The 21,574-nt window shown below is 46.1% G+C and carries 28 protein-coding genes and 1 pseudogene; 11 read left to right on the top strand and 18 right to left on the bottom strand.

Annotated features, from left to right (window positions below):
- A pseudogene (locus MHN33_RS16400) lies at positions 1 to 162 on the bottom strand (transposase); the annotation flags it as partial.
- Positions 163 to 586: 424 nt separating this feature from the next.
- Between MHN33_RS16400 and MHN33_RS16395 the strand changes: the two are divergent.
- The 4 genes from MHN33_RS16395 (at position 587) to MHN33_RS16385 (ending at position 2,464) form a co-directional block, all read left to right on the top strand.
- Positions 587 to 1,180, top strand: coding sequence for a Crp/Fnr family transcriptional regulator (locus tag MHN33_RS16395; protein WP_239399385.1), 594 nt, complete (start codon positions 587 to 589; stop codon positions 1,178 to 1,180).
- Positions 1,181 to 1,232: 52 nt separating this feature from the next.
- Positions 1,233 to 1,355, top strand: coding sequence for a hypothetical protein (locus MHN33_RS23920; RefSeq protein WP_275442843.1), 123 nt, complete (start codon positions 1,233 to 1,235; stop codon positions 1,353 to 1,355).
- Positions 1,355 to 1,783, top strand: a complete 429-nt coding sequence (locus tag MHN33_RS16390) for a hydrogenase (protein ID WP_239399383.1) — start codon at positions 1,355 to 1,357, stop codon at positions 1,781 to 1,783. The genes MHN33_RS23920 and MHN33_RS16390 overlap by 1 nt, the downstream gene beginning before the upstream one ends.
- Positions 1,784 to 2,029: 246 nt before the next feature.
- Positions 2,030 to 2,464, top strand: a complete 435-nt coding sequence (locus MHN33_RS16385; protein WP_239399381.1) for a thioesterase family protein — start codon at positions 2,030 to 2,032, stop codon at positions 2,462 to 2,464.
- A gap of 188 nt (positions 2,465 to 2,652) precedes the next feature.
- Here MHN33_RS16385 and MHN33_RS16380 read toward each other — a convergent pair whose 3' ends face one another.
- The 3 genes from MHN33_RS16380 to MHN33_RS16370 form a co-directional block, all read right to left on the bottom strand.
- On the bottom strand, positions 2,653 to 2,967 hold the full coding sequence (locus MHN33_RS16380; protein WP_239399379.1) for a hypothetical protein: 315 nt from the start codon (positions 2,965 to 2,967) through the stop codon (positions 2,653 to 2,655).
- Positions 2,968 to 3,404: 437 nt separating this feature from the next.
- Positions 3,405 to 3,719, bottom strand: a complete 315-nt coding sequence (locus tag MHN33_RS16375) for a DUF6172 family protein (RefSeq protein ID WP_239399377.1) — start codon at positions 3,717 to 3,719, stop codon at positions 3,405 to 3,407.
- 262 nt (positions 3,720 to 3,981) lie between these two features.
- Positions 3,982 to 4,485 (bottom strand): RNA methyltransferase, encoded by a 504-nt coding sequence (locus MHN33_RS16370; RefSeq protein WP_239399397.1) that lies wholly within the window; start codon positions 4,483 to 4,485, stop codon positions 3,982 to 3,984.
- A 215-nt stretch (positions 4,486 to 4,700) separates the two neighbouring features.
- Between MHN33_RS16370 and MHN33_RS16365 the strand changes: the two genes are divergently transcribed.
- Positions 4,701 to 4,907 carry a hypothetical protein gene (locus MHN33_RS16365; RefSeq protein ID WP_239399375.1) on the top strand — a complete coding sequence of 69 codons (207 nt, stop codon included), beginning with the start codon at positions 4,701 to 4,703 and terminating at the stop codon, positions 4,905 to 4,907.
- 207 nt (positions 4,908 to 5,114) lie between these two features.
- Here MHN33_RS16365 and MHN33_RS16360 read toward each other — a convergent pair whose 3' ends face one another.
- From MHN33_RS16360 to MHN33_RS16345, 4 genes are all read right to left on the bottom strand, one after another.
- The gene (locus tag MHN33_RS16360) at positions 5,115 to 5,423 is read right to left on the bottom strand and encodes a hypothetical protein (protein ID WP_239399373.1); all 309 of its coding nucleotides are present in this window, start codon (positions 5,421 to 5,423) and stop codon (positions 5,115 to 5,117) included.
- Positions 5,420 to 5,704 carry an ion transporter gene (locus tag MHN33_RS16355; protein ID WP_275442849.1) on the bottom strand — a complete coding sequence of 95 codons (285 nt, stop codon included), beginning with the start codon at positions 5,702 to 5,704 and terminating at the stop codon, positions 5,420 to 5,422. Before MHN33_RS16355 ends, MHN33_RS16360 begins: the two co-directional genes overlap by 4 nt.
- 260 nt (positions 5,705 to 5,964) lie before the next feature.
- Positions 5,965 to 8,043 (bottom strand): hypothetical protein, encoded by a 2,079-nt coding sequence (locus MHN33_RS16350; RefSeq protein WP_239399369.1) that lies wholly within the window; start codon positions 8,041 to 8,043, stop codon positions 5,965 to 5,967.
- Between the two features lie 240 nt (positions 8,044 to 8,283).
- Complete coding sequence (locus MHN33_RS16345; protein WP_239399367.1) at positions 8,284 to 9,090, bottom strand: ion transporter; 807 nt, start codon at positions 9,088 to 9,090, stop codon at positions 8,284 to 8,286.
- A gap of 328 nt (positions 9,091 to 9,418) precedes the next feature.
- Between MHN33_RS16345 and MHN33_RS16340 the strand changes: the two genes are divergently transcribed.
- Together MHN33_RS16340 and MHN33_RS16335 are read left to right on the top strand one after the other, a co-directional pair.
- Entirely contained in the window at positions 9,419 to 10,252 is an 834-nt protein-coding gene (locus tag MHN33_RS16340; RefSeq protein WP_239399395.1) for an alpha/beta hydrolase-fold protein, read from the top strand.
- Positions 10,253 to 10,357: 105 nt separating this feature from the next.
- Positions 10,358 to 10,858: a WbuC family cupin fold metalloprotein gene (locus tag MHN33_RS16335; protein WP_239399365.1), complete on the top strand. Its 501-nt coding sequence runs from the start codon at positions 10,358 to 10,360 to the stop codon at positions 10,856 to 10,858.
- A 142-nt stretch (positions 10,859 to 11,000) separates the two neighbouring features.
- Here the strand turns inward: MHN33_RS16335 and MHN33_RS16330 are convergent, their stop codons facing one another.
- On the bottom strand, positions 11,001 to 12,335 hold the full coding sequence (locus tag MHN33_RS16330) for a fibrinogen-like YCDxxxxGGGW domain-containing protein (protein WP_239399363.1): 1,335 nt from the start codon (positions 12,333 to 12,335) through the stop codon (positions 11,001 to 11,003).
- Between the two features lie 178 nt (positions 12,336 to 12,513).
- On the opposite strand from MHN33_RS16330, the gene MHN33_RS16325 reads away from it, so the two are divergent.
- Entirely contained in the window at positions 12,514 to 13,131 is a 618-nt protein-coding gene (locus tag MHN33_RS16325) for a LysE family translocator (RefSeq protein ID WP_239399361.1), read from the top strand.
- A gap of 14 nt (positions 13,132 to 13,145) precedes the next feature.
- Here the strand turns inward: MHN33_RS16325 and MHN33_RS16320 are convergent, their stop codons facing one another.
- Complete coding sequence (locus tag MHN33_RS16320; RefSeq protein WP_239399359.1) at positions 13,146 to 13,364, bottom strand: hypothetical protein; 219 nt, start codon at positions 13,362 to 13,364, stop codon at positions 13,146 to 13,148.
- 234 nt (positions 13,365 to 13,598) lie between these two features.
- On the opposite strand from MHN33_RS16320, the gene MHN33_RS16315 reads away from it, so the two are divergent.
- Both MHN33_RS16315 and MHN33_RS16310 read left to right on the top strand, forming a co-directional pair.
- Entirely contained in the window at positions 13,599 to 14,102 is a 504-nt protein-coding gene (locus MHN33_RS16315) for a sigma-70 family RNA polymerase sigma factor (RefSeq protein ID WP_239399357.1), read from the top strand.
- Positions 14,102 to 14,647 carry a hypothetical protein gene (locus tag MHN33_RS16310; RefSeq protein WP_239399355.1) on the top strand — a complete coding sequence of 182 codons (546 nt, stop codon included), beginning with the start codon at positions 14,102 to 14,104 and terminating at the stop codon, positions 14,645 to 14,647. The genes MHN33_RS16315 and MHN33_RS16310 overlap by 1 nt, the downstream gene beginning before the upstream one ends.
- A 174-nt stretch (positions 14,648 to 14,821) precedes the next feature.
- On the opposite strand, the gene MHN33_RS16305 is transcribed toward MHN33_RS16310, so the two are convergent.
- Together MHN33_RS16305 and MHN33_RS16300 are read right to left on the bottom strand one after the other, a co-directional pair.
- Entirely contained in the window at positions 14,822 to 15,337 is a 516-nt protein-coding gene (locus MHN33_RS16305; protein WP_239399353.1) for a GNAT family N-acetyltransferase, read from the bottom strand.
- 209 nt (positions 15,338 to 15,546) lie between these two features.
- Positions 15,547 to 15,987: an HTH domain-containing protein gene (locus tag MHN33_RS16300; protein ID WP_239399351.1), complete on the bottom strand. Its 441-nt coding sequence runs from the start codon at positions 15,985 to 15,987 to the stop codon at positions 15,547 to 15,549.
- A gap of 87 nt (positions 15,988 to 16,074) precedes the next feature.
- Between MHN33_RS16300 and MHN33_RS16295 the strand changes: the two genes are divergently transcribed.
- A complete protein-coding gene (locus MHN33_RS16295) occupies positions 16,075 to 16,473 on the top strand; it encodes a hypothetical protein (protein WP_239399349.1) in 399 nt (132 codons plus the stop codon).
- Positions 16,474 to 16,522: 49 nt separating this feature from the next.
- Here the strand turns inward: MHN33_RS16295 and MHN33_RS16290 are convergent, their stop codons facing one another.
- From MHN33_RS16290 to MHN33_RS16265, 6 genes are all read right to left on the bottom strand, one after another.
- Positions 16,523 to 16,840, bottom strand: coding sequence for an ATP-binding protein (locus MHN33_RS16290; RefSeq protein WP_239399347.1), 318 nt, complete (start codon positions 16,838 to 16,840; stop codon positions 16,523 to 16,525).
- Positions 16,841 to 16,898: 58 nt separating this feature from the next.
- Positions 16,899 to 18,365: a HAMP domain-containing sensor histidine kinase gene (locus MHN33_RS16285; protein ID WP_239399345.1), complete on the bottom strand. Its 1,467-nt coding sequence runs from the start codon at positions 18,363 to 18,365 to the stop codon at positions 16,899 to 16,901.
- A complete protein-coding gene (locus MHN33_RS16280) occupies positions 18,362 to 19,087 on the bottom strand; it encodes a response regulator transcription factor (RefSeq protein ID WP_239399343.1) in 726 nt (241 codons plus the stop codon). Before MHN33_RS16280 ends, MHN33_RS16285 begins: the two co-directional genes overlap by 4 nt.
- Before the next feature lie 76 nt (positions 19,088 to 19,163).
- Positions 19,164 to 19,943: a spondin domain-containing protein gene (locus tag MHN33_RS16275; protein ID WP_239399341.1), complete on the bottom strand. Its 780-nt coding sequence runs from the start codon at positions 19,941 to 19,943 to the stop codon at positions 19,164 to 19,166.
- A 10-nt stretch (positions 19,944 to 19,953) separates the two neighbouring features.
- Positions 19,954 to 20,655, bottom strand: a complete 702-nt coding sequence (locus MHN33_RS16270; RefSeq protein WP_239399339.1) for a spondin domain-containing protein — start codon at positions 20,653 to 20,655, stop codon at positions 19,954 to 19,956.
- 468 nt (positions 20,656 to 21,123) lie between these two features.
- Positions 21,124 to 21,285 carry a hypothetical protein gene (locus tag MHN33_RS16265; protein ID WP_239399337.1) on the bottom strand — a complete coding sequence of 54 codons (162 nt, stop codon included), beginning with the start codon at positions 21,283 to 21,285 and terminating at the stop codon, positions 21,124 to 21,126.
- Positions 21,286 to 21,574 lie beyond the last annotated feature (289 nt).

Here is a 21,574-nt window from a genome sequence, read left to right as displayed (position 1 = left end):
CAGCAGGAGCAGTTTATCTTCAACCCATTCACGGCGATGCTCGTAAGACTGGCCTGTTAACGGGTCCTCACCACATAAAAAGGCACGCCTGACACAGCGAGAGATGCAGTGGTAGTATTTTGTGTCATTTAAACTGACCTGGCTTTTCCGTGCCGCTGGCATTTGCTTCGCCCTCATCCTTGGAGCAGATTAAAAGCATAGATGGTGGAAGTGTGGCAGACAAGTTTTGGAATGGGTGTCTCCAAACTCCTGTCACAGGTTCAATAGCTTCGTCTTAAAATGCTTTTAGCGGCTGCTGACTCCGTATATTTCAACTCCGTTTGTTAAGAAACATAGATTACTATCGTGTAAAGCTTCAGTTGCCCGCATCAATGAATTAAGGCGCTTAACATGAATGTGAGAGCAGTTTTTTCTGTTCATATCGTGTACGATGGTAGTATCACGCATGGTGTTGTTATCCGGTTGGTTTTTGGCGAAACGAAATAGATTGAGCAATACCGTTCCAATCCACTTTATTGATTTTAAATAATATCTGGTGACTTCTCAGTCTGTTGCATTATATGAGAAAACCGACAACTGTAGCTTTATGAAATATTTTAGAAAAATGATAGAGCAGCATATTCCTGTTAATGATGACGAATGGGATGCTGCTTGCAGTATGTTTGAGACAAAACATGTTAAAAAAGGAACAACGGTACATCGTGCAGGTGACGTTTTTAGTGAGATATGGTTTGTTCGAAGCGGTTTAGCCAGATCATATCTTATTGATATGAATGGCAAAGAGCATACCTGGCAACTCTATTTTCGCGGAAAAAGTAAGCATGGTTTAAACCACTTTATGGACGATAGTGTCAGTTTTTATGAACAAACAGGGTCAATGCTAAACTTTGAAATTCTTGAGGATTCGGTTTTTTACGTGGCACCTCTGGAGGAGCTTGATAAGTTTATTTCACAACAAAAAAAGTGGGCGATTTTGGCTAGAATATGGATACACAACACCTATTATTCGGCCACATACAAACGTGTCCTTTCGCTCATGTCAGAGACTGCCGCCCGAAGGTATGAGCGCCTACTAGACGAATACCCTTTGATATTTAAGCAAGTTAAGTCATATCATATCGCCTCTTACCTTGGTATCGCTCCCCAGACTTTGAGTAAATTGAAAAATGAATCTAGGTGAATGAACTCTCGTATTACGTTGTTTACCATGTAGTTTTCACTGGAGATGAACAATGGATACCTTTCAAGAGTTTAAACAACAAGATGAACCAGGCACTCTGCTTTGCATTGATATTGTGTGGAATGTATATGGCACCACAGAGCCTGACGTTAGGCATGCGCAAGGAGTATGGTGATGGAACTTACACAAATAGGTGCACAACTCATATTTATTGGCATCGTCTTATTCCTTATTGGGTTAATACAAGGTGCATTGATACCTTATGTCAAAAACTCCCGGATGGCGCTTTCTGGTCACCTGACGGCTGTTCAATGTGGCATGGCTGTGGCACTCTTCGGCGTTATCTGGTCGTTAGTGGAGCTGCCTTTATTTTTGGAATTGCTGGCTGCTTATGGTTCCGTATTTGGATTCATACTTATTTGGTTGGGGATAACAATTGCTTCACTGACAGGCGCAAGTAAAGCACTTCCAATCGCTGGCGCTGGATTTTCAGCAAATAACACAATCGAATTCACGGTTAAGGTTGTGGTACGTACTGGCTCACTACTATCACTAATCGCCTGTGCCGTGCTGGTTTTTGGGTTTTTGCCGATATTGGGGTAGATACTTCTTTGGGCTGAGCCAACTTCTAGTTTTGAAGACACCCTGCTTAATTCTGTTGAAACTGGTCCTTATTTGGGTTGTAGCTGGCTCAGGTCTTGAATTATGCTCAGCTCGAAAAGGCATGCTAGAGAAGACCTGATTCAGCTAGGTTGGTTGAAGTCGCCATTAGAAAGATCGCATAGCACTTGTTACTGGTACGATGAGTTGTTACCCTCAAAGTAAATACGCAGAATCAAAGGCAAGATCATGCAGGAATTTTTCGATAAGTTTGCAATTAATACCAAAATTAATGTGGTGTGGGGCGAAATGGACGCATTAGGGCATGTGAATAACGTGTCGTACTTTCGCTATTTCGAGACCGCGCGCATAGACTTTTTAAAACAGACAGGATTACTTTCTATCTTGTCAGAGCCCACACATAGCCCTGTGCTCCGTGATACTTATGCACAATACAAACGACCGGTTACCTTTCCAGATACTTTGTATATTGGTTCATATATTACTGACATCAAAGCAGATCGCTTCACCATGCGCTATGAAGCGTTTAGTGAGTCCCAGCAGTCCATATGCACAACAGGGTATGCGAATGTGGTGATGTTCAATATGATAACAGGACAAAAGTCGCCAATCTCAGAGAATATGTTGGCCATATTAAAGCAGTACGAGATGGAAAATAGCTAATAGGAGCTGCTTTTTTGGACAACGACACCTGTGCTATTTGTGAGATACCCGCCTATCAGTTACACAGCTACTCAGCGGGCAGGCAATTTTGAAATGGGTGTCTGCCAAACACTGAGCACATCCATGGCGCCTCAATATTCATCGTGTTACTGTGACGAGCTCTTATACTTCAGAACGTATTTATAATCTTAATGCACTGTAATAGGCTGATCATTCACCACCAGTGATTGGCCATTTTTCTGAGCGCGAAGAAAACTTGATATCAAAACATCATTGGATAAAGTACTGATATCGTTGACCTTCTCAACTATGCAAAACGTAATGGATTCCCAACCTAAGTCATTAATAAAAGTCTTAAGCTGATTGATGTTATCTTGATAGTGTTCATCGGTTGTAAGCAGGCCGATGGAATGTTTGTTGCCGAGTTTGTACTTTTCGTGGTGAGTGGTTGAACATTTAGCGTACCCGCTTAACACATAAACTGTATTTGTATTTTTATTCATCTTGGCGACATTCTTACATTGGATGTTGTTTCCACATGCATTTTTCAAACCAAGCTTGTAAGTATTTCAATGTTTTTTGTCTATACCTTTAAAACAATTAAAAATTGTCTGGTTACAACCAGGTCAATGTCAGATCAAGGTGTCAATTTTTTGTACGGTGCGGCTGGGGAACCGGCTTATTGCAGCAGCTCTATAAAAGACATTTCAAACACAACACACCCAACCCCCAACCCCCAACATTCTCCGTTGCTGGTCTAGTGGCAGGGTGTGTGAAGGAGATATCAAAGGGGGCAGACTTTGCATTGCACACAGACCCGCTCGATGTATTTTCAAAGGCGAATGCAGGACAAGCCATTCAGGCTCATTCAAAACGGTTATGCTGAAGCAGGTTCAGCATAACCTTCAATTTATCCGGGTAATAAGCCAGGCGCTTATACTTAGTTATCACCTAATTCATCGTCAGAGGCATCATTCACTTTTCTGAAGCCCGGTTTTGCCAGGATCTCAACATAAAAGGAGGTGAGGCTTTCTGCCTGTGTTTTATCGATCAACTTGTTCAGTTGTGATACGTGTACAGGCTCAGCTTCTGCTTCTGTGTTACCAAATTTGCAATCAAAGTCCCAATAGTCGGCGCCTGCGGGCAAAGATTTTTTGCGCTCGCGCTTAAGGTATTTTTTAAGCTCATGTTTTACGGCGTCAACGCGTCTTGCAAGTTTGATTTTAGGGTGAGTTAGTTCAAATGTTTTTTTCATAGTTGCCTTCAAGCAAGAAATACTCAAGCAGCACAAAAGCCAGGCTGAGCAGATAAAGTGTATTCAGTCGGCGTAAACTACGCGCGGACAAATACAAACATGTAATATGCCATTTTACGCTATATTCAGCGAACTGGCGAGGGCTGGGAGTGCGCTTGTACAAAGCAATTACAACGACACCTTCTTCGGTGAACTGCGTTTACTGACCACCTGTTCCAGTGCCACATTGCTTCGTTTTTACAAGTACTTTCCACCAGTAAACTTACCCAATCACCAGGCGATTATTGGTATCCCGGCTGGTCAGTATCTGGTTCGCATCAAACCCGTTTGAACGTTTCGCCATACGATCATACAGTAGCACATTGACGGTGGCAGCCAGGTTCATACAGCCGGTGGTGGGTACATACACAACGGCGTCGGCGGCATCTACAATTTCCTGTGGCAGACTGCCATCCTCGGGGCCAAATACGTATATTGCATTGTCGGGGTGAGTATATTGCGGTAATGGTGTCGCGCCTTCCACCAGCTCAATACAGACGAGCGATCGGCCCGGTACTTTTAAGCTGGTGAGATCATCCACCTGTCGAATGGGGATGTTGTCGGCGATATTTTTGGTGTCAGTATGATACTTGGCAGCCTTTGCATAGCGATTTCCATTAAAATATACAGCCTGTGCCTGATAGCAACCCGCAGCTCTTAATACGCCACCCACATTAGTTGGTGACTTAGGGTTGACCAATCCAATCGCGGCAAACGACTCACTCATACTCATTACTCTCAACATACCGGCAGCTTGACTACCAAAACTCTTAGCACAGGCAGCATGGCTGCCCACAGATCTGACGGGCGATTGTACCATGGCGGTATTTTTGTGCCAGCCAGAGAGTAAGGCAGAGTTTAATTGTGCCGTTGCGCCGTATATTGAAACTGCAATAATTTGTATGTATTCTGGGTTTTTATTTAACAAAAGGAAATTAAAAAATGAAGATGAAGTTATCTTTGAGTAAGAAGAGCATTAAAATGCTAAGTGCTGACAGTCAAAAATTACCAACTCAGGCAACGCCTGGTGTGGCTGGTGGTGGATTCAAGACTGCACGTTGTACCTTTGACTGCCTGACTGAAAAACCGTTTTGCAGAACATATAATCCAACCAATCAAACTGGTTGCTGTAACTCAACTATCTGCTAGGTTTTAAGTTAAGCATGACTGAAAGGCAAGCTTAGCTTGCCTGTTCTGATAGTGCACAGCCGCTCATTGTGAAGCAACGAAAGCATCGACTTAACCAAACTTGTCTGTGATAGCGAAATGTGTCGAGGTATTGACGCGTTTTTTGGTCGATAAACCTCTGCCTACCAGCCGGTAAATCAATAAAAAAAGAAAATCAACTTTTATATCTCAATCTTCAGGGCCTGCTAGTGTAAAGGTTAAGTGTTTGCGCATGTCTTTCAGAATCACGCCTTTTTTCAGCATGGCGGCACTGAGGCGTTTTTGCCATTTGAGTAGGTCGGGTTTTGTGGTATCCAGCGCGGCTTGATCTTCGAACTGAAAACACAATAGTAAAGAGCCTGGGAAAAGGTGGTACTCCACATCAAACCAGCATTGCACCATACCGGGGATTTCAGCACGTGCCTGTTCTTCTAGTGCATCGGCAACGCTGAGTACCAACGCTTGTTGTTTTTGCTGAACTTTAGAGAGTTTTTTCATGGAGTTTCCAGGTTAAGGAATAAATAAAATTGCTCACAATTATAACCCGATGGGGGGGACGATGGAATCAAGCATATATTGAAGGGAGGCAGTTTTCTAGTGAATAAAATGGAGGGCGCAGAAAGTAACTTGCCGCTGCTGGCTGATGCCCAGGAAACGGCAACGATTATTAAGTCGAACCAGTTCCAACCCGACTTAAAGAATTTAAGGCGATATACCATCAGCTTAAGTACCAGTTCAATGGTAAAAATCATCAAAATAACCAAATCAATTTTATGCAGGACTGCGGCATTAGCTTTACTAAACTGAGTGATTTCCTGGCCTCACGTAAAGGCATTGAAAAAAATAATCGCGATCAAAAAGTTCTGAAACCACCGGGCTTCGACAATCGCCGTCAGTTTCGACATACCCAACTTGGTTGGATTTTGAAATGGGTGTCCTTGTTTTCTTTCCTGTTTTCCTCTTGTGGGATGATCCCGGGCGCTTGCACGCCGGGATAGTGTGTAATTTGGCTGAGCAACTAGCCGTCAGCTAGAAGCCATTAGTCAACTCTGTATATTTCCAAATCATCAAAATGCACTTCTCCATCCACTGCCCAGTCAGTCGATTGCAGGTGGATCTGAAGGATATTGTCTGCGGAAGCTGGCGCTTCAAACTCTAGTGTTGTCAGAGACCAATCTGAACTGTTAAAGGCTTTCTGTGCGACTATGGTATTGTTGGTTGCGTTAAAAATCAGGATCTGTCCTCCGACAGGGCCTGTAGCTGTGCGTCCCATTGTTTCTATGCGGTATGTTGCATCAGGTGCATAGCTAAAGTCCTTTAAAACCACTTGCCAGCCCAGAGTTGGCTCGTTCTTTATCGTCAGCCCTTGGGTACCAGAGTGGGCGCTTTGTGCGCTCAAAAAAGCGGTAGAGGGGTTAGACTGCCAATGATGCCAGTCATTTGGCAGAGAGTTTTCACCACCAAGATCAAATGACTGTCGATATTGCAAATATCCTTTTACACGCTGTGCAATCGCTCCCATATATTGGTGCTGGCTCACGCCAGTAATACTGGCAAATTCTTTGTTTAACATGCTAACAGAATCGAAATAAATACTGGGTTTAAACTCAGCAAGCTGCATCCACCAGCGTAGTTCTGACGTTGACTCTGAGTCTTTACACTCGTTTACCTTAGTACTTAAACTGCTACATTGTGTAATAATGAAATCGGCAGTATTAGCAAAGTAGCGCATTTCTTCTTCCTGAAAACCTATATTGGCTTTGTAACTACTTACTACCGCAGCAACATCTAAGTTTCCGTGGCTGATGTCTTCCGTCGCTGCCCAGTCGAAGCCATCCGCAATGGTGTCTGAACTTGTCAGTACATCCCAGTAGTTCCACTCATATTTATGTGCGCTAGTTCCCGCTTTAGTCTGGTACTGTCCTAGCTTAAGTGTGCTTTTGAATGATTGAATTAACGCTTGGGCCATCTCTTTGTGCTGAGGGTCGGCATTATTGATCTGCGCTAGCTCAGCATAAGTACGCTGAAGTGCTAGGTATTGGTTGTGTGGCAACGATTGGCCTGGTTTTAATGATGCAGAGTCTTTCGGGAACAAATATACCAAACTTTCGTTTGCTGTCATTGCTAAGTCTTTTTGCCACTTAGGTAGTATATGGGAAACAATGAAGTCATAGTATTGTTCAGCCGAACTGGTATAGCTGTTCGGCAGCTTATCGTTTCTGGAAAGTTTAACGAATTTTGCCAAAGGCGCGGAGATCATGCCGTCGTGTACCAAGTGCTCACGCCACGACTTAACCGTTATATCATCGAAATGTACGGTACAGTTTTTTTGATAATCGGAGGCATAAAAGGTGACATAAACGTCGTTATTTGGATTAGACGGTGCGGTAAATTCAGCTTCGTACAGCTGATAATCTGAAGTGCTGATAGGCTTTGTAACGAGAACTTTTCTTTGGGAGTAGTCGTAAACCTGAAACAGGCCCGTGACACCGCTGTCGCAATTTTCTATTTTTGCTTTAAATTCGACGGCATACTTCCCATTTGGATCGTAAGATTCGCCTTGCATATAGGGGCTGCTCAATGGTGCATGGAGGACATGCCAGTGGTTCGTTTGCGGTGCCGTTTTAACTGTGAATGATGCATTGCTATCTTTATGATTATGCTCAGTGGCCGTGTTTCTGAACGCCGTCTCGGCAGTAGACTGCCACCTTTCCCAGTGTGCGGGCAGTGTGGCATCCTGAGCATCAGCTGTTTCAGCTTTTGCATTCTGAATTGCATTGACAGAATAAGTCCATTCTCCCCAACCCAGGTATCCATCTGCACCCATGCCTGTATTGTCTTCTGCAAGGGCTAACACTTGGTTTGTGCGTGTGACAAAAACATCAAGGTATTTTGCATCTTGGGTGGCGGTATACATTTCAATCAGTGCATCAAGATAATAGGCTTCAGCCCATGCTAAGGCATTCGCGCGCTTGAAATTGCCTTTATACTGTAACTGGTATTGATCGCTGATAGTGTCAAATTTCTTTACCCACTCTGCTTTTGTTGGCTCTGCATGTGCGTTGGATATACTAAAAGTAAGCGCAGTAACTAGAATTAATTTGTGAGCATTGTTCATTAATTATCCTTGTTAAAATATTGTCGTAGTGGTTGCTGGGGTTAATCTGGGGAAGCGAGAGCGTAGCATGTTTATACCTTTGGTCAAATTAATCCCAGCGCTGATGGAGCAGGTATTTAAGGGCGTTTAAGAGAGTGGAACGGCAATCTTTAAGGGGCTAGTACTCGCCGCATTCGGGAGGTTCTCTCTCATGCGGTATACAGTACAGCCCCATTTTTCTCGGGCGGGCTCAGCGGGAGGTTATTCTTGGTCCTTTTGCTGTTTTAACAGTGCATCTAATTTGGCTTCAACTCGTTCAATGTCTTCGCGGGTTGCCAGTACTTGATCAGGCTTACCTTCTTCTTCATGCATAACCTGCATGGCGTCGACTATGATACCAATGAAGAGGTTCAGTACCGCGAAGCTGGTTATAATGATAAACGGCACAAAGAACAGCCAGGATTGCGGGAACAGCTCCATAGTTGGACGTACAATGCCCATAGACCAGCTCTCTAAGGTCATAACCTGGAACAGGGTGTAAGCAGATGCGCCAATACTGCCAAACCACTCTTGCATGTTTGGATCCGGGTGCTGGCCAAACAGTTTGGTGGTCAGTACCGCAGAGACGTAAAAGACAATACCCAGAACGCCTATGACCGACGCCATCCCCGGCAGTGAGTGGCCAAGCGCTCCAATTACCCGACGCATTTGTGGCACGATGGAGAATAGTCGTAACACCCGCAGGATCCGGAAGGCACGCAGTACCGACAGCGGGCCACTGGACGGCACCCAGGACACGGCGACAATAATTAAATCAAACCAGTTCCAGCCCGACTTGAAAAATGTAAGCCGATAAACCACCAGCTTAAGGACCAGCTCAATGGTAAAAATGATTAGAATAACAAAGTCAATTTTATGCAAGATAGCGGCATTGTCTTTACCAAACTGAGTGGTTTCCAGGCCTAAGGTGAAGGCGTTGAATAAAATGACCGCAATCAATAAGTTTTGAAACCACTGGGCTTCGACAATGGCCGTGAGTTTCGACATAAAAGGTTTAGAAGATGACATGGTTCTTTTATAGGTAATTTCCAGAGCCAATCATGATGTCGGGAAAATGCGGTTTTTTCAAGGTTTGCAACAGTTGCCAACATACAAAAAGTTGCAGGGGCCAGATTTTGTGACTATCTGTTCCCAATTTGGCTAGTATCTGAAGCAACTGTTCTCTTCTTCTGCATCAGTTAACGTGGTATGTATACAAAAAAGCCTCCCAACTGGCTAATCAACATTTCGCATTTAGTGTCATTGTGTCTGAGCGTCACTTTGCAGAAGTAACGTACACCCGGTTGCGATATCATAAATGCTGGCTGGAAAAAATAACAACAGGATAGTTTGTTTGATGTATTCACTATTTAAACTTTTTACACGCATTCTTCTTTGCACTCTGGCAGTCAACCTGAGTGCCTGTGGTGGTAGCAGTTCAGACTCAGGCACAACGCAGCAGAGCCCGCCTAATCAGGCTGCTCAGTCTTTTATGCCTGGTGAGCGATTACAGCTGGAGGCGTTTTCTTCGAGCTACACTGGCGTGTCGTATCCGTTGAGAATTTATCTGCCGCAAAACCGTATCGCCAATAAACGCTATCCCGTGATTTATGTGCTTGATGCGGAATGGCGATTCGACACCATTGCCGATAGTCTGGACGATAATAAAATGGCGGTGATCCTGGTTGGGGTGGAAAACTATGTCGATGAGGGCTACAAGCACCGGGAGGCTTATTCGCAGTGGCCACTGGCCAAAGATTACTTTGATTTTATCCGCAAAGAGCTGGCACCAGACATCGAAGCTCATTTTCCGGTGGAACAATCCGACAGAACGATTATTGGCCATTCCAATACCGGCTTGTTTGTCGGCCTGGCGCTACTCATGGATGATCCACAGCAGCCTTTTTTCCACCGCCATGTGTCGTTTGATGGAAGCTTCTGGGCACATACCCAAGCCACTTCACAGCTGGTCAATGACAGACGAGCGCAAAGTCAGGTCTTAAATAGCCGTACCATTTTGGTGGGAGCTAATGGCAAGGTTGGTAACGTGCTTTATGTACGGGAGTTTGATTCGCAGCTTACGCGCGCCAATTTTACTCAGCTGGATTTGACCTACCTGGAATACAAGCAAGATCATATTCCCGTAGTGGCTCACTCGGTTGATGACGTGTTGAGTGCTTTATATCGCTAGCCGTCAGTGGAGTTTTAGCTAAGTGATCAAACCCCTGTGCCGAATTGCCATAAAGTTAGGTTACGATAAACTACCCATATTTGATTTTTAAGAAGAAGTAGCGCAATGAGTTTAAAATTAGATAAAGCCTTTTTTGAACAACTGATCCTCAAGGCAGATGAAAGCCCCAGAAAACGCAGCCATTACAATTTGCATCAGGATTTGAATGAACCCGTTCAGCGACTGGCAATCGCACTGAAAAAGGGGACTTATGTGCGTCCACATCATCACCCTAAAAGCAATAAATGGGAACTAATGCTGGCACTCAGCGGCAGCGTGATGTACGTCGTTTTTAATGATGCAGGCACGATACTGGAAAAACTGACATTGAGTCCGGGAGAGACCCTAAGTGGTATTGAGACTCGACCCAATACCTGGCATACCGTTTACCCTTTAACAGATCATGCCATTATTCTTGAAGTGAAAGAAGGCCCCTATACGCCGTCTGCAAAAAGTGACTTCGCGCACTGGGCGCCAGAGGAAGGCAGTGAGCACAGTGCTGAGTTTCAGACCTGGCTCTCCTCAGCATTACCTGGTGAACAATACGCTCAAACTGTCACTCTTTGAAAAATAGGACGAGCTTAGCCTTTAGATAGCGTGTAAACACCACCTGGGTTGCTTATAAACTGGTTAATTAATCCAGCCTGCGGGCAAGGGCATTAAAAAAGGGCCTGTAACCAGGCCCACGATTGGCAATGAGTGAGCTTACTTATTTAATATAATACGCCACGATACCTGCGGTATAACCGCCGCTGAATTCCCATTTGCTGAACGCACCTGTGAAGTTGTAAGCGTGTGACCAGCCCTCATTGATGATGATTTCACTGTAATCACCGCCTGAGCCGCCACACCCTGAGTTTTCTGTGTGCCAGATACGGCCATAGGGCGCTGTGTTGTAGGCAATTGAATCTGTTTGACTGAGAGGAATACAACGGCCGTTTAGCAAGGCTTCTTTTTCAATAATACCCACTTTTCCGGCACTGTCGACGACCATCATGCCATACTGCATGGTGTCTCTGAGCGCTTGCCAGTTGGCATCGGTCATCACCGAGTAGGTATCCGGGCTCACTACATCGGCCACCTCGATTGGGTTAACAGCCGTGTTGTGCGACGCGAACAGCGTCCAGCCACCCGTTTCTTTGTCCATATCACAGTATGCCTGAATAGACGTGCCGAGCGCAGGTGTAATGGTATAGTAACCCGTTTTGGCAAGTGGATACTGTGTTTTGATCTCTGCGCAAGACTGGCCGCTTGGCTCCTGAGCAAAATCACGGCTCATTCTGAGGGCAGTGGTATCACGGCCAAATGCCGTTACATCCTGCGCGAAAACACGCTGACCAAAATTCAGCACGTTTACATGCTCAGTAATGTGCTTTATCTCAGAATCTTTTGACTGCTCTTCTTGCAGGTACAAACCATAGTCAGCGGCGCTGCCACCGGTGTGGTCCAGCGTGATTTGGTCTAGCTGAAAGCTACGCCCAGCCAATGTCCCCGCATTGTTTGGTGCGTAAATGGCTAAATATGCCACCGATTCTTTGTTTGCGGCATTGACTGCTTTTTCCTGCCCTTGTTTGAGCGCGGTGAAGCCATGCTGAGTTACCCCATGTACACGGGTCGCATATGCGGTGTTATTATTGAGCGACTGTCCGCTCAGGAACAGGTGAGGTGTATGTTCAAACTTATCAGCAAAGTTGATATGTGTTTCACCATTGCCCAGCTCAAAAGTACCGACTTCTATAATGGTGCCATCTCCCAGTATCTGGCGGCCAGCTGGCAAAGATAAAACAGCCATATTTTCATCGCCATGTGCACCATCCAGATAAGGCCATTCCTTAAAAGAAATTTCGATGGCACCGTTGTTGTTTTGCAATGCAACCACACCTGCATCTGCTTCATTGTCTGTTGGCACACTTGCAAAGGTCAAATTTCCCTGAGTGTGAGCCAGAGTATTCCATGCATCATTCACTGTAGTTTCGGCATATTCATTTGCAGCAAATGCACTTGTGCAAGCTAGTAGAGAGAGGTATAACGGGGTTTTAAGCATAATTATTTCCTTTAATGCATTGTTTTAGTGTTGCCGGAGCACGGTACATGAATTTCTTTCAGGAACAAATACTAATTTTGCTTCCGTGGTGTTTTTTTCATAATTCATTGATCTCAGTCGACAAAAGGGCAGCTTTAAAAGAAAATCTATGCTGTGTTTGTTCAATCAAGGAGAAAATATGACGTTTTGGCAGTTACTATTGTTTATTCCTGCATGTTTCGCACTCAATATGACGCCCGGCCCAAACAACTTATTAAGCTTGAATAATGCACGTTGTTATGGGTTTCGGTCAGCATTGTTTGCAGGTCTTGGGCGGGTAGCGGCCTTTTCAGTGATGATTGTGCTGGTGGCTTCTGGTCTGGCGGTTATTTTGTTTGCGTCCGAAACTGTGTTTTTTGCTATTAAACTGGCAGGGGCAGCTTATCTGCTTTGGCTTGCTGTTGCGCTTTGGCGTTCAGAATCCAGTCCGGTGGCGGAGGTAAGTTCCGGCAAGAGCCTGCTTTGGCTCGCCAGGCAGGAGTTTATGCTGGCGGCAGGTAACCCAAAAGCAATCCTGATTTTTACCGCATTTCTTCCTCAGTTTGTGGACAATTCTGGCCCAATCCGTACCCAACTTTTTGCGTTGGGAGCGACGTTTCTGATGCTGGAGCTATGCGCTATTGCCATTTATGCTCTGTTTGGCATATATCTCAGACAATGGTTTTGTAAACCGAGCAGGGTAAAACGTTTTAACCAGGCATGTGCGACATTTTTGGCTGTATCCGGACTTAACCTGTTGTTTAGTAAGCAACCTTAGCGCTTCCTGTTGATTCACCCCACCCGGCCAGTCTGCTGGCGTTGTGACTTGAGTAATGGCCTGGTCATCGTCATCGCCAGCTCTGTGACGCCGACTGCCAGTAAAGTGGCGCTGAATTTGAAAATCACAAAGGGGATGAAAGCCAGGATCAGTGCCATATTGATCAGACAGAGTATGGCCACCAGCCACACGATAGCGGTATGTTGACGGTGGTTATTATTGAGTGTGTGCATCGGCCTCTCCCGGGTAATGTTTGACAATGGTTCATCAGCTTTAGTCGGTCTGGCTAAGCAGAGATTACAAAAAACTTATTTTTTAAGTTTCCGAAATTTAATCGTTTACTCTTCTCTGGAGCGGACATGCCAATCCCAGCGTGGATTAAGATAAACAAAGATCAAAAAATTTGTAATATGCAGTAAAGCTAACCGACTAATGCAAGTAAAGTCATCTCAACGGAGCAACCAGGATTGAATGAACAGGGCAGGGAACTGGACAGATCGGCCATCGTCGAGACTTACTGGCCACAGATCAGTCGTGCAGCAAAGGGGTACGAAAACCGGCCACCTCAGCGTGAAGAGCTGACACAGGATATGGCATTTGCGTTATGGCGGGCATTGGGCAACTTTGCCGGGCAATGTAAGTTGAACACTTACGTGTATCGGGTGATCCACAACGTAGCGGTTGATCATATTCGTAAGTCCAGCAAACACAATGAAGATGAGCTGGCTGATGAACATGCACACAGCACGGATTCACCAGAGGCAAATATGCAGCAACAACAAAAACAATATCGCCTGGAGAAAGCCATTCATCAGTTGCCGTTAAGCCTCAGACAGGTGATGTTGCTCAAACTTGAAGGTGTGGATACAGCCGAGGCCAGCGATGTATTGGGAATTAGCGAAGCAAACGTCGGGGTCCGGCTGCACCGTGCCAAGACGCTACTCACCGAGCAATTAAAGGAGAATGCCTAATGGATAATCAGGATTTGTCAGATTTGGCGCAGCTGTGGCAGTCGGCACCAACACCACCACCGGCACTGGAAAAGTGCATCCAGCGCCATAAAAAGCAACGGCTTCGGCTATTTTTGAGTATTGCCTTCGAAACATTGATCATGCTGTTGGTGAGCGTTTGGTTTGTACAGGCATTACTGGAGAGCACACCTTTCGTTACACAACTTTGGCTTGGTTTTGGCTGTGTGTGGGGCGCAAGCCTCTATGTACTGGTGAATCAAAGCCGCATGGCCAGTTTAAGTATCTTAAAAAGTCAGCAGCTCTCACAGGCACTGGAAATGCATCAGCAGCTGCTCAGGCAGGAGATCTGGCGCTGGGATCTAAGCATAAAAGCCACCTTGCTGTTTGCGCTGGCGCTCGTGCTTTTTATCCTGATTCAGTACATAATGAGTTCAACACTGGCGGCTAAGAGTCTGTTAGGCTTGCTGGCAGTGGCTGCCCTGTTACCTGTGTTTAAGATGAAAAAACGCCGGGTACAGAAGGTTATGAGAACACTGAGTGAGTAATCACTCAGTGTTCCTCAATTAAAAAGGCAAATAAGCGCCCTTGTAGCGTGCCCCAAAGATATATGGCTGCGCTTTTTGGAACAGCGATATTGTAGTCAGCTGTTGTTTGATTAACTGTGGCCGGGTGGATATGTATCTGGCCAATCGAATTTTTACAGCGAAATTTATCTCATTTCAGGCTTCATAAACAAACAGGTCGACGGGCACGTCGGGAATAAACGCCACATTGACGGATTTTTCCTTTTTAAACCCAAATTTTGACAGCACTTTTTTGGAGGCTTCGTTTTCAGGGTGAATGCACCCCACTAAACGAGCACATTGTTTCTCTTCCAGTGCCCAGGTTAAGACGGCTTTTACAGCTTCGGTTGCCAGTCCTTTGCCCCAAAACGCGGGTAAAAATCGGTATCCAATTTCAATTTCATCGATCTCTTCCATATATTTTAAACCGCAAAAACCAATGAGCTGTTTAGATTTTTTGTCAATACACGCCAGTCTGCCAAATCCGGTTTCCTGGTAGTCATTAAGAGGGTGGGTTTCTAAATAGTTTTCAGCGTCAGCAAGGTGTTTAAAAGGTGTGTTACCGACATATTGAATGATTTGGGGCATTGAGCCGAGCAAGTACATATCGGGGGCATCTGTTAATTCAAAAGGCCTTAAAATCAACCTGTCGGTTTCTACCGTTTTTATCATAGCGGATTCCTTACATTGTGCGGTTCATTATTATTTTTATCACTTCCAAGGTGAGAGTGATGTTCAGGTTGAGTGCCAAGTAAGTCAACCGTCGGGAAATTTTCGAAATACAAATTTTTGAAAGACACCCAAAAATTTTCGAAAGACACCCAATACAAAATTCGAAAGAGACAAAATTCGAAAGACACCCAATACAAAAACTGTGTTGGTCAGGAATGTGTTTGCTTTTCTACTACCTGATAAATGTGGCTCAGTGCATTGATTAATTGGCTAATTTTTTCACCATGCGCAGAGTTTAATAGCACATTATCTAATTCAGATAGCAATGCCCTTGCTTCTGACATCAGTTGTTCACCACGCTCAGTAAATAGGATTTCTTTTTGTCGTCCTGTTCCCTGTACTTGTTCCAGGTACCCTAACCGACACAGCTCTTTGACTGTCTTAGCCACCATTTGTCTTGTAACCCCCAGTTTTCTGGCAATGTCTGAACCGAAGTTCACGCCACATTCAAGCGTGCTCAAAAAAGACAGCAAAGACGGAGTGAGTGAAGTGTGTCCTTTTGCAATGAGCCGCTGAGAAATGTGGTGTGTCATCACATCATTGAGTTGTGATGCACGCTGCATGAGCTGTAAAGACTGAGACTCCACCATGGGAATCCCTTTTTTTGTAAACCGAGTTGACATATAAACATTCTACGCATAACCTATGTCAACCAAGTATACATATGAGTCATTGCTATGTTAACCCTCAATAAAGTAATGCGAGCTAATGCTATCAGCTGTTTGATGTTCGGCCTTGTATTTGTTGTTGGCCCGGAGCTGACAGCCACTTTTCTGGGCGGAGACACGCCACCGCCATCGCTGGCCGTACTTGGTTTAGGCATATTGCTTATTTTGAACGGTCTACACCTGTTATGGGCATCCGCTCTCAAGCCGTCGTCAAACTACCTGGTTTACTATTTTTCCGCCGGCGATTTTTTATGGGTTTTTGCATCCATGTCACTTGTGTTTACACAGGTCTGGATCACAACAACAGAAGGGATTGTCGCCACAGTTTTGGTTGCTGGGCTTGTTGCCGCATTCGCGGTGCTGCAACTTTTTCATAAGCCGTCAAGGCGCATCACAAACGAGAGCTGATTTCGCAGGACACCCACCTTCGTTATTGCCAGAAACCGTAAGTCACTCCTTACTCGGCGCCACGCACCGCAAAGATAAACTCGCTGCCTTCACCAAGGCGACTGTTGACCTTAATGTCAGATTTCAGGAGTTGTAAAAGTCTTGCGGTGATCGCCAACCCGAGTCCGGCATGGGTTTTCTTGCAGCCCTGACTGTTACTTGCCTGATAACGTGCCTCAAAGATATACGGCAGTTCTTTTTGGCTGATCCCGACTCCGGTATCCCGCACCGCAATGTCGAAGCCGCCTTCTTTGGGTGAGACGACAATGGTAATGGTGCCATCGGTCGGGGTGTGGCGCAGTGCGTTTTCCAGCAAGTTACTCAGCACTCTCTCCGATTTCGCAGGACACCCACCTTCGTTATTGCCAGAAACCGTAAGTCACTCCTTACTCGGCGCCACGCACCGCAAAGATAAACTCGCTGCCTTCACCAAGGCGACTGTTGACCTTAATGTCAGATTTCAGGAGTTGTAAAAGTCTTGCGGTGATCGCCAACCCGAGTCCGGCATGGGTTTTCTTGCAGCCCTGACTGTTACTTGCCTGATAACGTGCCTCAAAGATATACGGCAGTTCTTTTTGGCTGATCCCGACTCCGGTATCCCGCACCGCAATGTCGAAGCCGCCTTCTTTGGGTGAGACGACAATGGTAATGGTGCCATCGGTCGGGGTGTGGCGCAGTGCGTTTTCCAGCAGGTTACTCAGCACTCTCTCCAGCTTGGCGATATCTGAATAGACCACAAAGTCGCATTCGGTAGGTGTCACGCATAATGTGATCCCAGCCTGTTTTGCCCGGAGTGCAAATTTGGCGAGTACATCGTAAATGAGCTCACCTATATTGAAGATCTCAAAGTGCACCTGAGTATGCCCGGACTCAAGGTGGGCCAACTCAAAGATCTGGTCAATCAGGTTCTTCAATTGTGTACAGTTCTTCAATGCAATGTCCATATAGCGCTGCATATCGCCCGATGTGTCGCAATGGCGCTCAACCAGCTCCAGATAACCCTGTAAAGAGGCTAAAGGGGTGCGCAAGTCATGTGACAGGTGCGCTAATAACTGACGGCGTTGTTCATCGACCGCCGTCAGTTGTGACATTTGTTGATTAATGGTTTGCAGCATAGCGTTGATGGCGTTGCCCAGTTGATGGATCTCATTGTCCTGTTGCTGCCAGCTCAGCAGTGGTACCTGTTTAATATCAAATTTGTGGTTTTCAACGTTGCGAATATACTGGTTCAAACGTTTTAGCGGCTGAGTCATAAAGCGGAATAGCAGCAGTAAGGTAATAAACAGCAGAAGCAGGAATACGCCCAGCCACAGGGCCTGTTTAACCAGCTGATCAGAGCTGCTCAGTTGTGCCACAATTGAGTCATAAATCGACGAACCAATAATGATATAGAGATATCCCTGTAACTTTTGTTCATTGTACACCGGTGCAACAGAGAATATTTTTTTGCCGTCAGGCGAGCGAGGATCGTCTCCATAAATCGGCAGCCTGGCGGGCGATTTAATCAGCTGTACCAGTGGGCCCAGGTCAATTGATTCACGCTTTACTTCGCCGGGTTTGGCTGAGTAGGTCAGCAACTTGCCGCCGGGGTCAACAAAATAGAACTCAAACGCCGGGCCCAGAACCATCAAGGTATGAAACAGGTTTTCCAGTGCCTTATAATCATAAACGCCTTGTTGTAACAGTGGGTTATCCTGAGCAAGGTGTTCCGCCAGGCCAATATGTAGTTGCTGCTCTGCCTGGGCACGAGACACCGAAGAGAGATTTTGCGTCCACCAGACAAATACCGAAACGATAAGCATAAACATGGCCGTGATCGTTAGCGCCAGGCGATGATAAAGAGACAGGGTCATTGCATTTCCTGCTGTAGTGGTTTTGCATTCAGTTTGTAACCCACGCCCCACACGGTTTCTATGATGGTATGCTCGGTGATCTGCTCAAATTTGTTACGAATGCGATTGATATGAGAGTTAACAGTGTGCTCATAGCCAAGATGATCATAACCCCAGACTGACTCCAATAACTGCGCTCTGGAAAATACCTGGTTGGGATGACGGGCAAAAAACAGCACTAGATCAAATTCTGTGGCAGTGAGGTCCACTGGCGTTTGTTTGAGTGTCAGTTCATGAAAGTGTGGATCAATTTGCAGCTGCCCAATTACTACCGGGCTGGATGTTGTTGCTGTTTGTGGTTGTGGTTCGTGCAGCAGTTTGATGTGTCTTAGCTGAGCTTTGACTCTGGCCTGAAACTCTCTGTAACTAAACGGTTTACAGATGTAGTCGTCGGCGCCCATTTCGAGGCCTATTATGCGGTCCATTTCACTGCTTTTTGATGTCATCATGATCACACTGATTTTGGGGTAACGGGTTTTGATCTCCCGGCACAGTGTCAGGCCGTCGACTTCAGGCAGCATGATATCGAGTATCACAATGGTATAATGCTGGTGGGTCAGTTGTGGCATAACCTTGTCTCCACTGGCAAGGTGATCAACGTCGAGATCTAACTCGTTCAGATGAACGCGTAGCAGATCGGCAATATCGGCATCGTCTTCAACGATAAGCACTTTTTGCTGCATGGCAGGTCTCCACACCGGTAAGGGTTACCGGCTGTCTGCGCTCCGTAACCACAACGGTCACGGAGCGGCTCGGAGACTACTTGGTTCTGGTTATGGTAACTGTCATCAGCGGGTTGTCGAATTTATGACTACTCATCAGAACCGACGTTGTCAGTCCGTCATCCATTCCTACCACCCCCGGGTGCATGGCTACCTTGTTTAACGCTTCTCTTTCGGCACTAAATCCTGTACCACCATCGGCCGGGCCTGGTATGGTACCCTGGGCTTCAGTATTGGCCTCTGTGCCCGCGTCATAGGCATGTGTCGTATACGTCAGCGTCTGGCCTACAGCCATTGCAGACACATCCAAAGCATTAAGACCGGTAAAGCCATCATTTGTATTCACCATCATGGAAATCAAAGACAACTTTTGTCCATCCAGTGAGTCATGGGTCAGAGTCAGCTCGGTTTTTTGCCCCGGTGCCAAAGGAGCCGCAGCAGAGGCCTGGCTTTGCACCACATCCAGTGCGAGCAAACCACTGTTGTCGCCGCCTTCAGCCAATACTTCTAATGCATCGCTTGCAGAGGTGCCCAGTTGCCAGAACTGACCCTCCTGATGCAGGGCAACACCAATGGGAGACAGCGGCTGAGCATAAGTCAGGTTAGTTGCCGTGATCATTAACTCCACTGTGGTTGGCGTGGGGTCTGTTGGATCAGTTGGGTCCGGGTCCGCAGGATCTGGATCAGCAGGAGCCGGGTCATCGACCATGCTCATATCATCATCGGGCATGGTGATTGGCATATTGTCGTCGTTGTCGCTGCCACAGGCAGCCAGTATCAGGCAGGCTGCGGGCAGGGTGAGTCTGAATAGTTTCATGGCAACCCCCTTACTTAACGGTGACTGTGACTTTGGCAACCGGGTTTAACCAGCGATGTACGGTATTATGCAGATCGCTCTTGCCGCCGGTTGCTTCATCATCGCCCAGATTGCCGCGATGAATATGCACGTTTGTATTTTCTTCCATCTCTGTCACGCCCATCCCCTGAGTACCTGGTGCTACGCCAGGAGACGCAGGTATACCGGGTGTACCCGGTGCGCCCGAGCCCTCTACAATCAGTTCATTATTTGCTTCGGTGCCAGCATCATAGGCGTTCAGGTAGATATGATACGTGCCCGGTGTGGTTGGGATTGGCCAGCTGTTCAGACCGACAAAGCCATCGTTGGTGGGTAGCATCATGGCTACAATAGACAAGCGGTCATTGCCCGCATCGGTTTCCAGGCTGGTCATGGTCGAGGTAACCGGTGCAAGTAAACCACCAGCTGGGTTTTCCATGGTGTTTGCATTGATGCCTGTGAGTATTTCACTCAAGCCAGCCAGCGATCCGCCTTCTGCCATGGCTGTCAGGGCATCAGACGCTTGCTCGCCAGCCTGAAACAACATGGCATCGCTGGTATGAGCGGTCACCAGCAAAGGGGTAAAATAGATCCCCTGAGTCAGATTGGTTACTTTCACGTCGAGAGATGCTGCGCTGGCTGCACCGGATGCGAATAAAATGCCTGTGATGAGGGGGAGAATGCGTGTTTTCATAATTTACTCTTGTTGTTTGGATTTGACCCTGACAAGCATGCAGGTAAATTATTGAGGAACACTCGCACAGTTATCACAAAACCATCACAATAGCATGACGTTTTTATTCCCGAGTATGTTATGTACCGATGAATCGGGCCTGCACGAGACTCTTTTCTTCGAGTTCTGAGCGGACTTTTTTGTTCAGTCAAGTGGTTAGGGGAGCAGGCTACGCCTCAGACTTTTACCCTATAGCTCCTGTTTAAGTTGAATTCAGGGATACAATAGTGTGTTTGCACTGGCATTAATCGGGGCGTAAGCGCAGGTGGTCGGTGATATTGCGTTTATCGGGTATCCGCAAGCGTTGTAATGTCTTGTCGTAGAGCTGGAAAAGCTAAGTGTATGTGGCGGGCAATCACAATATACGGGGAGTGGCTATAAGCCCGCTTAGCGAAAGCCAATTCAGCGGGCGAGGGCATTACTGTACGCTTAGCACAGCCAGGATGTTTGTGTGCCCGGGCAGCGATGATCTGACCAGCAGTAGTAAGTCTGCTCTACACCACCAGCCACTTTGGGTGTCATGTTTGCAGGAACACCTGCTTTGTCGTTAGATAAGGCTTTCATTGGTTTCTTTTTTAGTTTTAGTAACATAGTTATCTCCTTTGATTGTTACATTAACTAACCTAGCACAGGCTGAAAGTGAAAATAAAGTAAAATATTCACATATTTTTATCTTTAATGAGTCGTTTATTTTCTGTTCTGCCAACAGTGTGATTCAGTCGCTGTGGAGCACTTGCTGGTGCGACAGACGATAATACCTTGAGCGCAAATTCATATTACTGTCGCTGGGAATGCGTAATGTCACCGCTGGTCTCGAGTCTGATAGGGGTTGCTGGACTAATAATGGCAGTAAGATAAGTGGGCTGATACAACGTTGTCG

It is taken from the genome of Pseudoalteromonas sp. OOF1S-7 (genome assembly GCF_022347765.1).
Classification (GTDB): Bacteria; Pseudomonadota; Gammaproteobacteria; order Enterobacterales; family Alteromonadaceae; genus Pseudoalteromonas.
The sequence above is the reverse complement of the archived record's forward strand: the minus strand, read 5'-3'. Positions and strand labels throughout refer to the sequence as shown.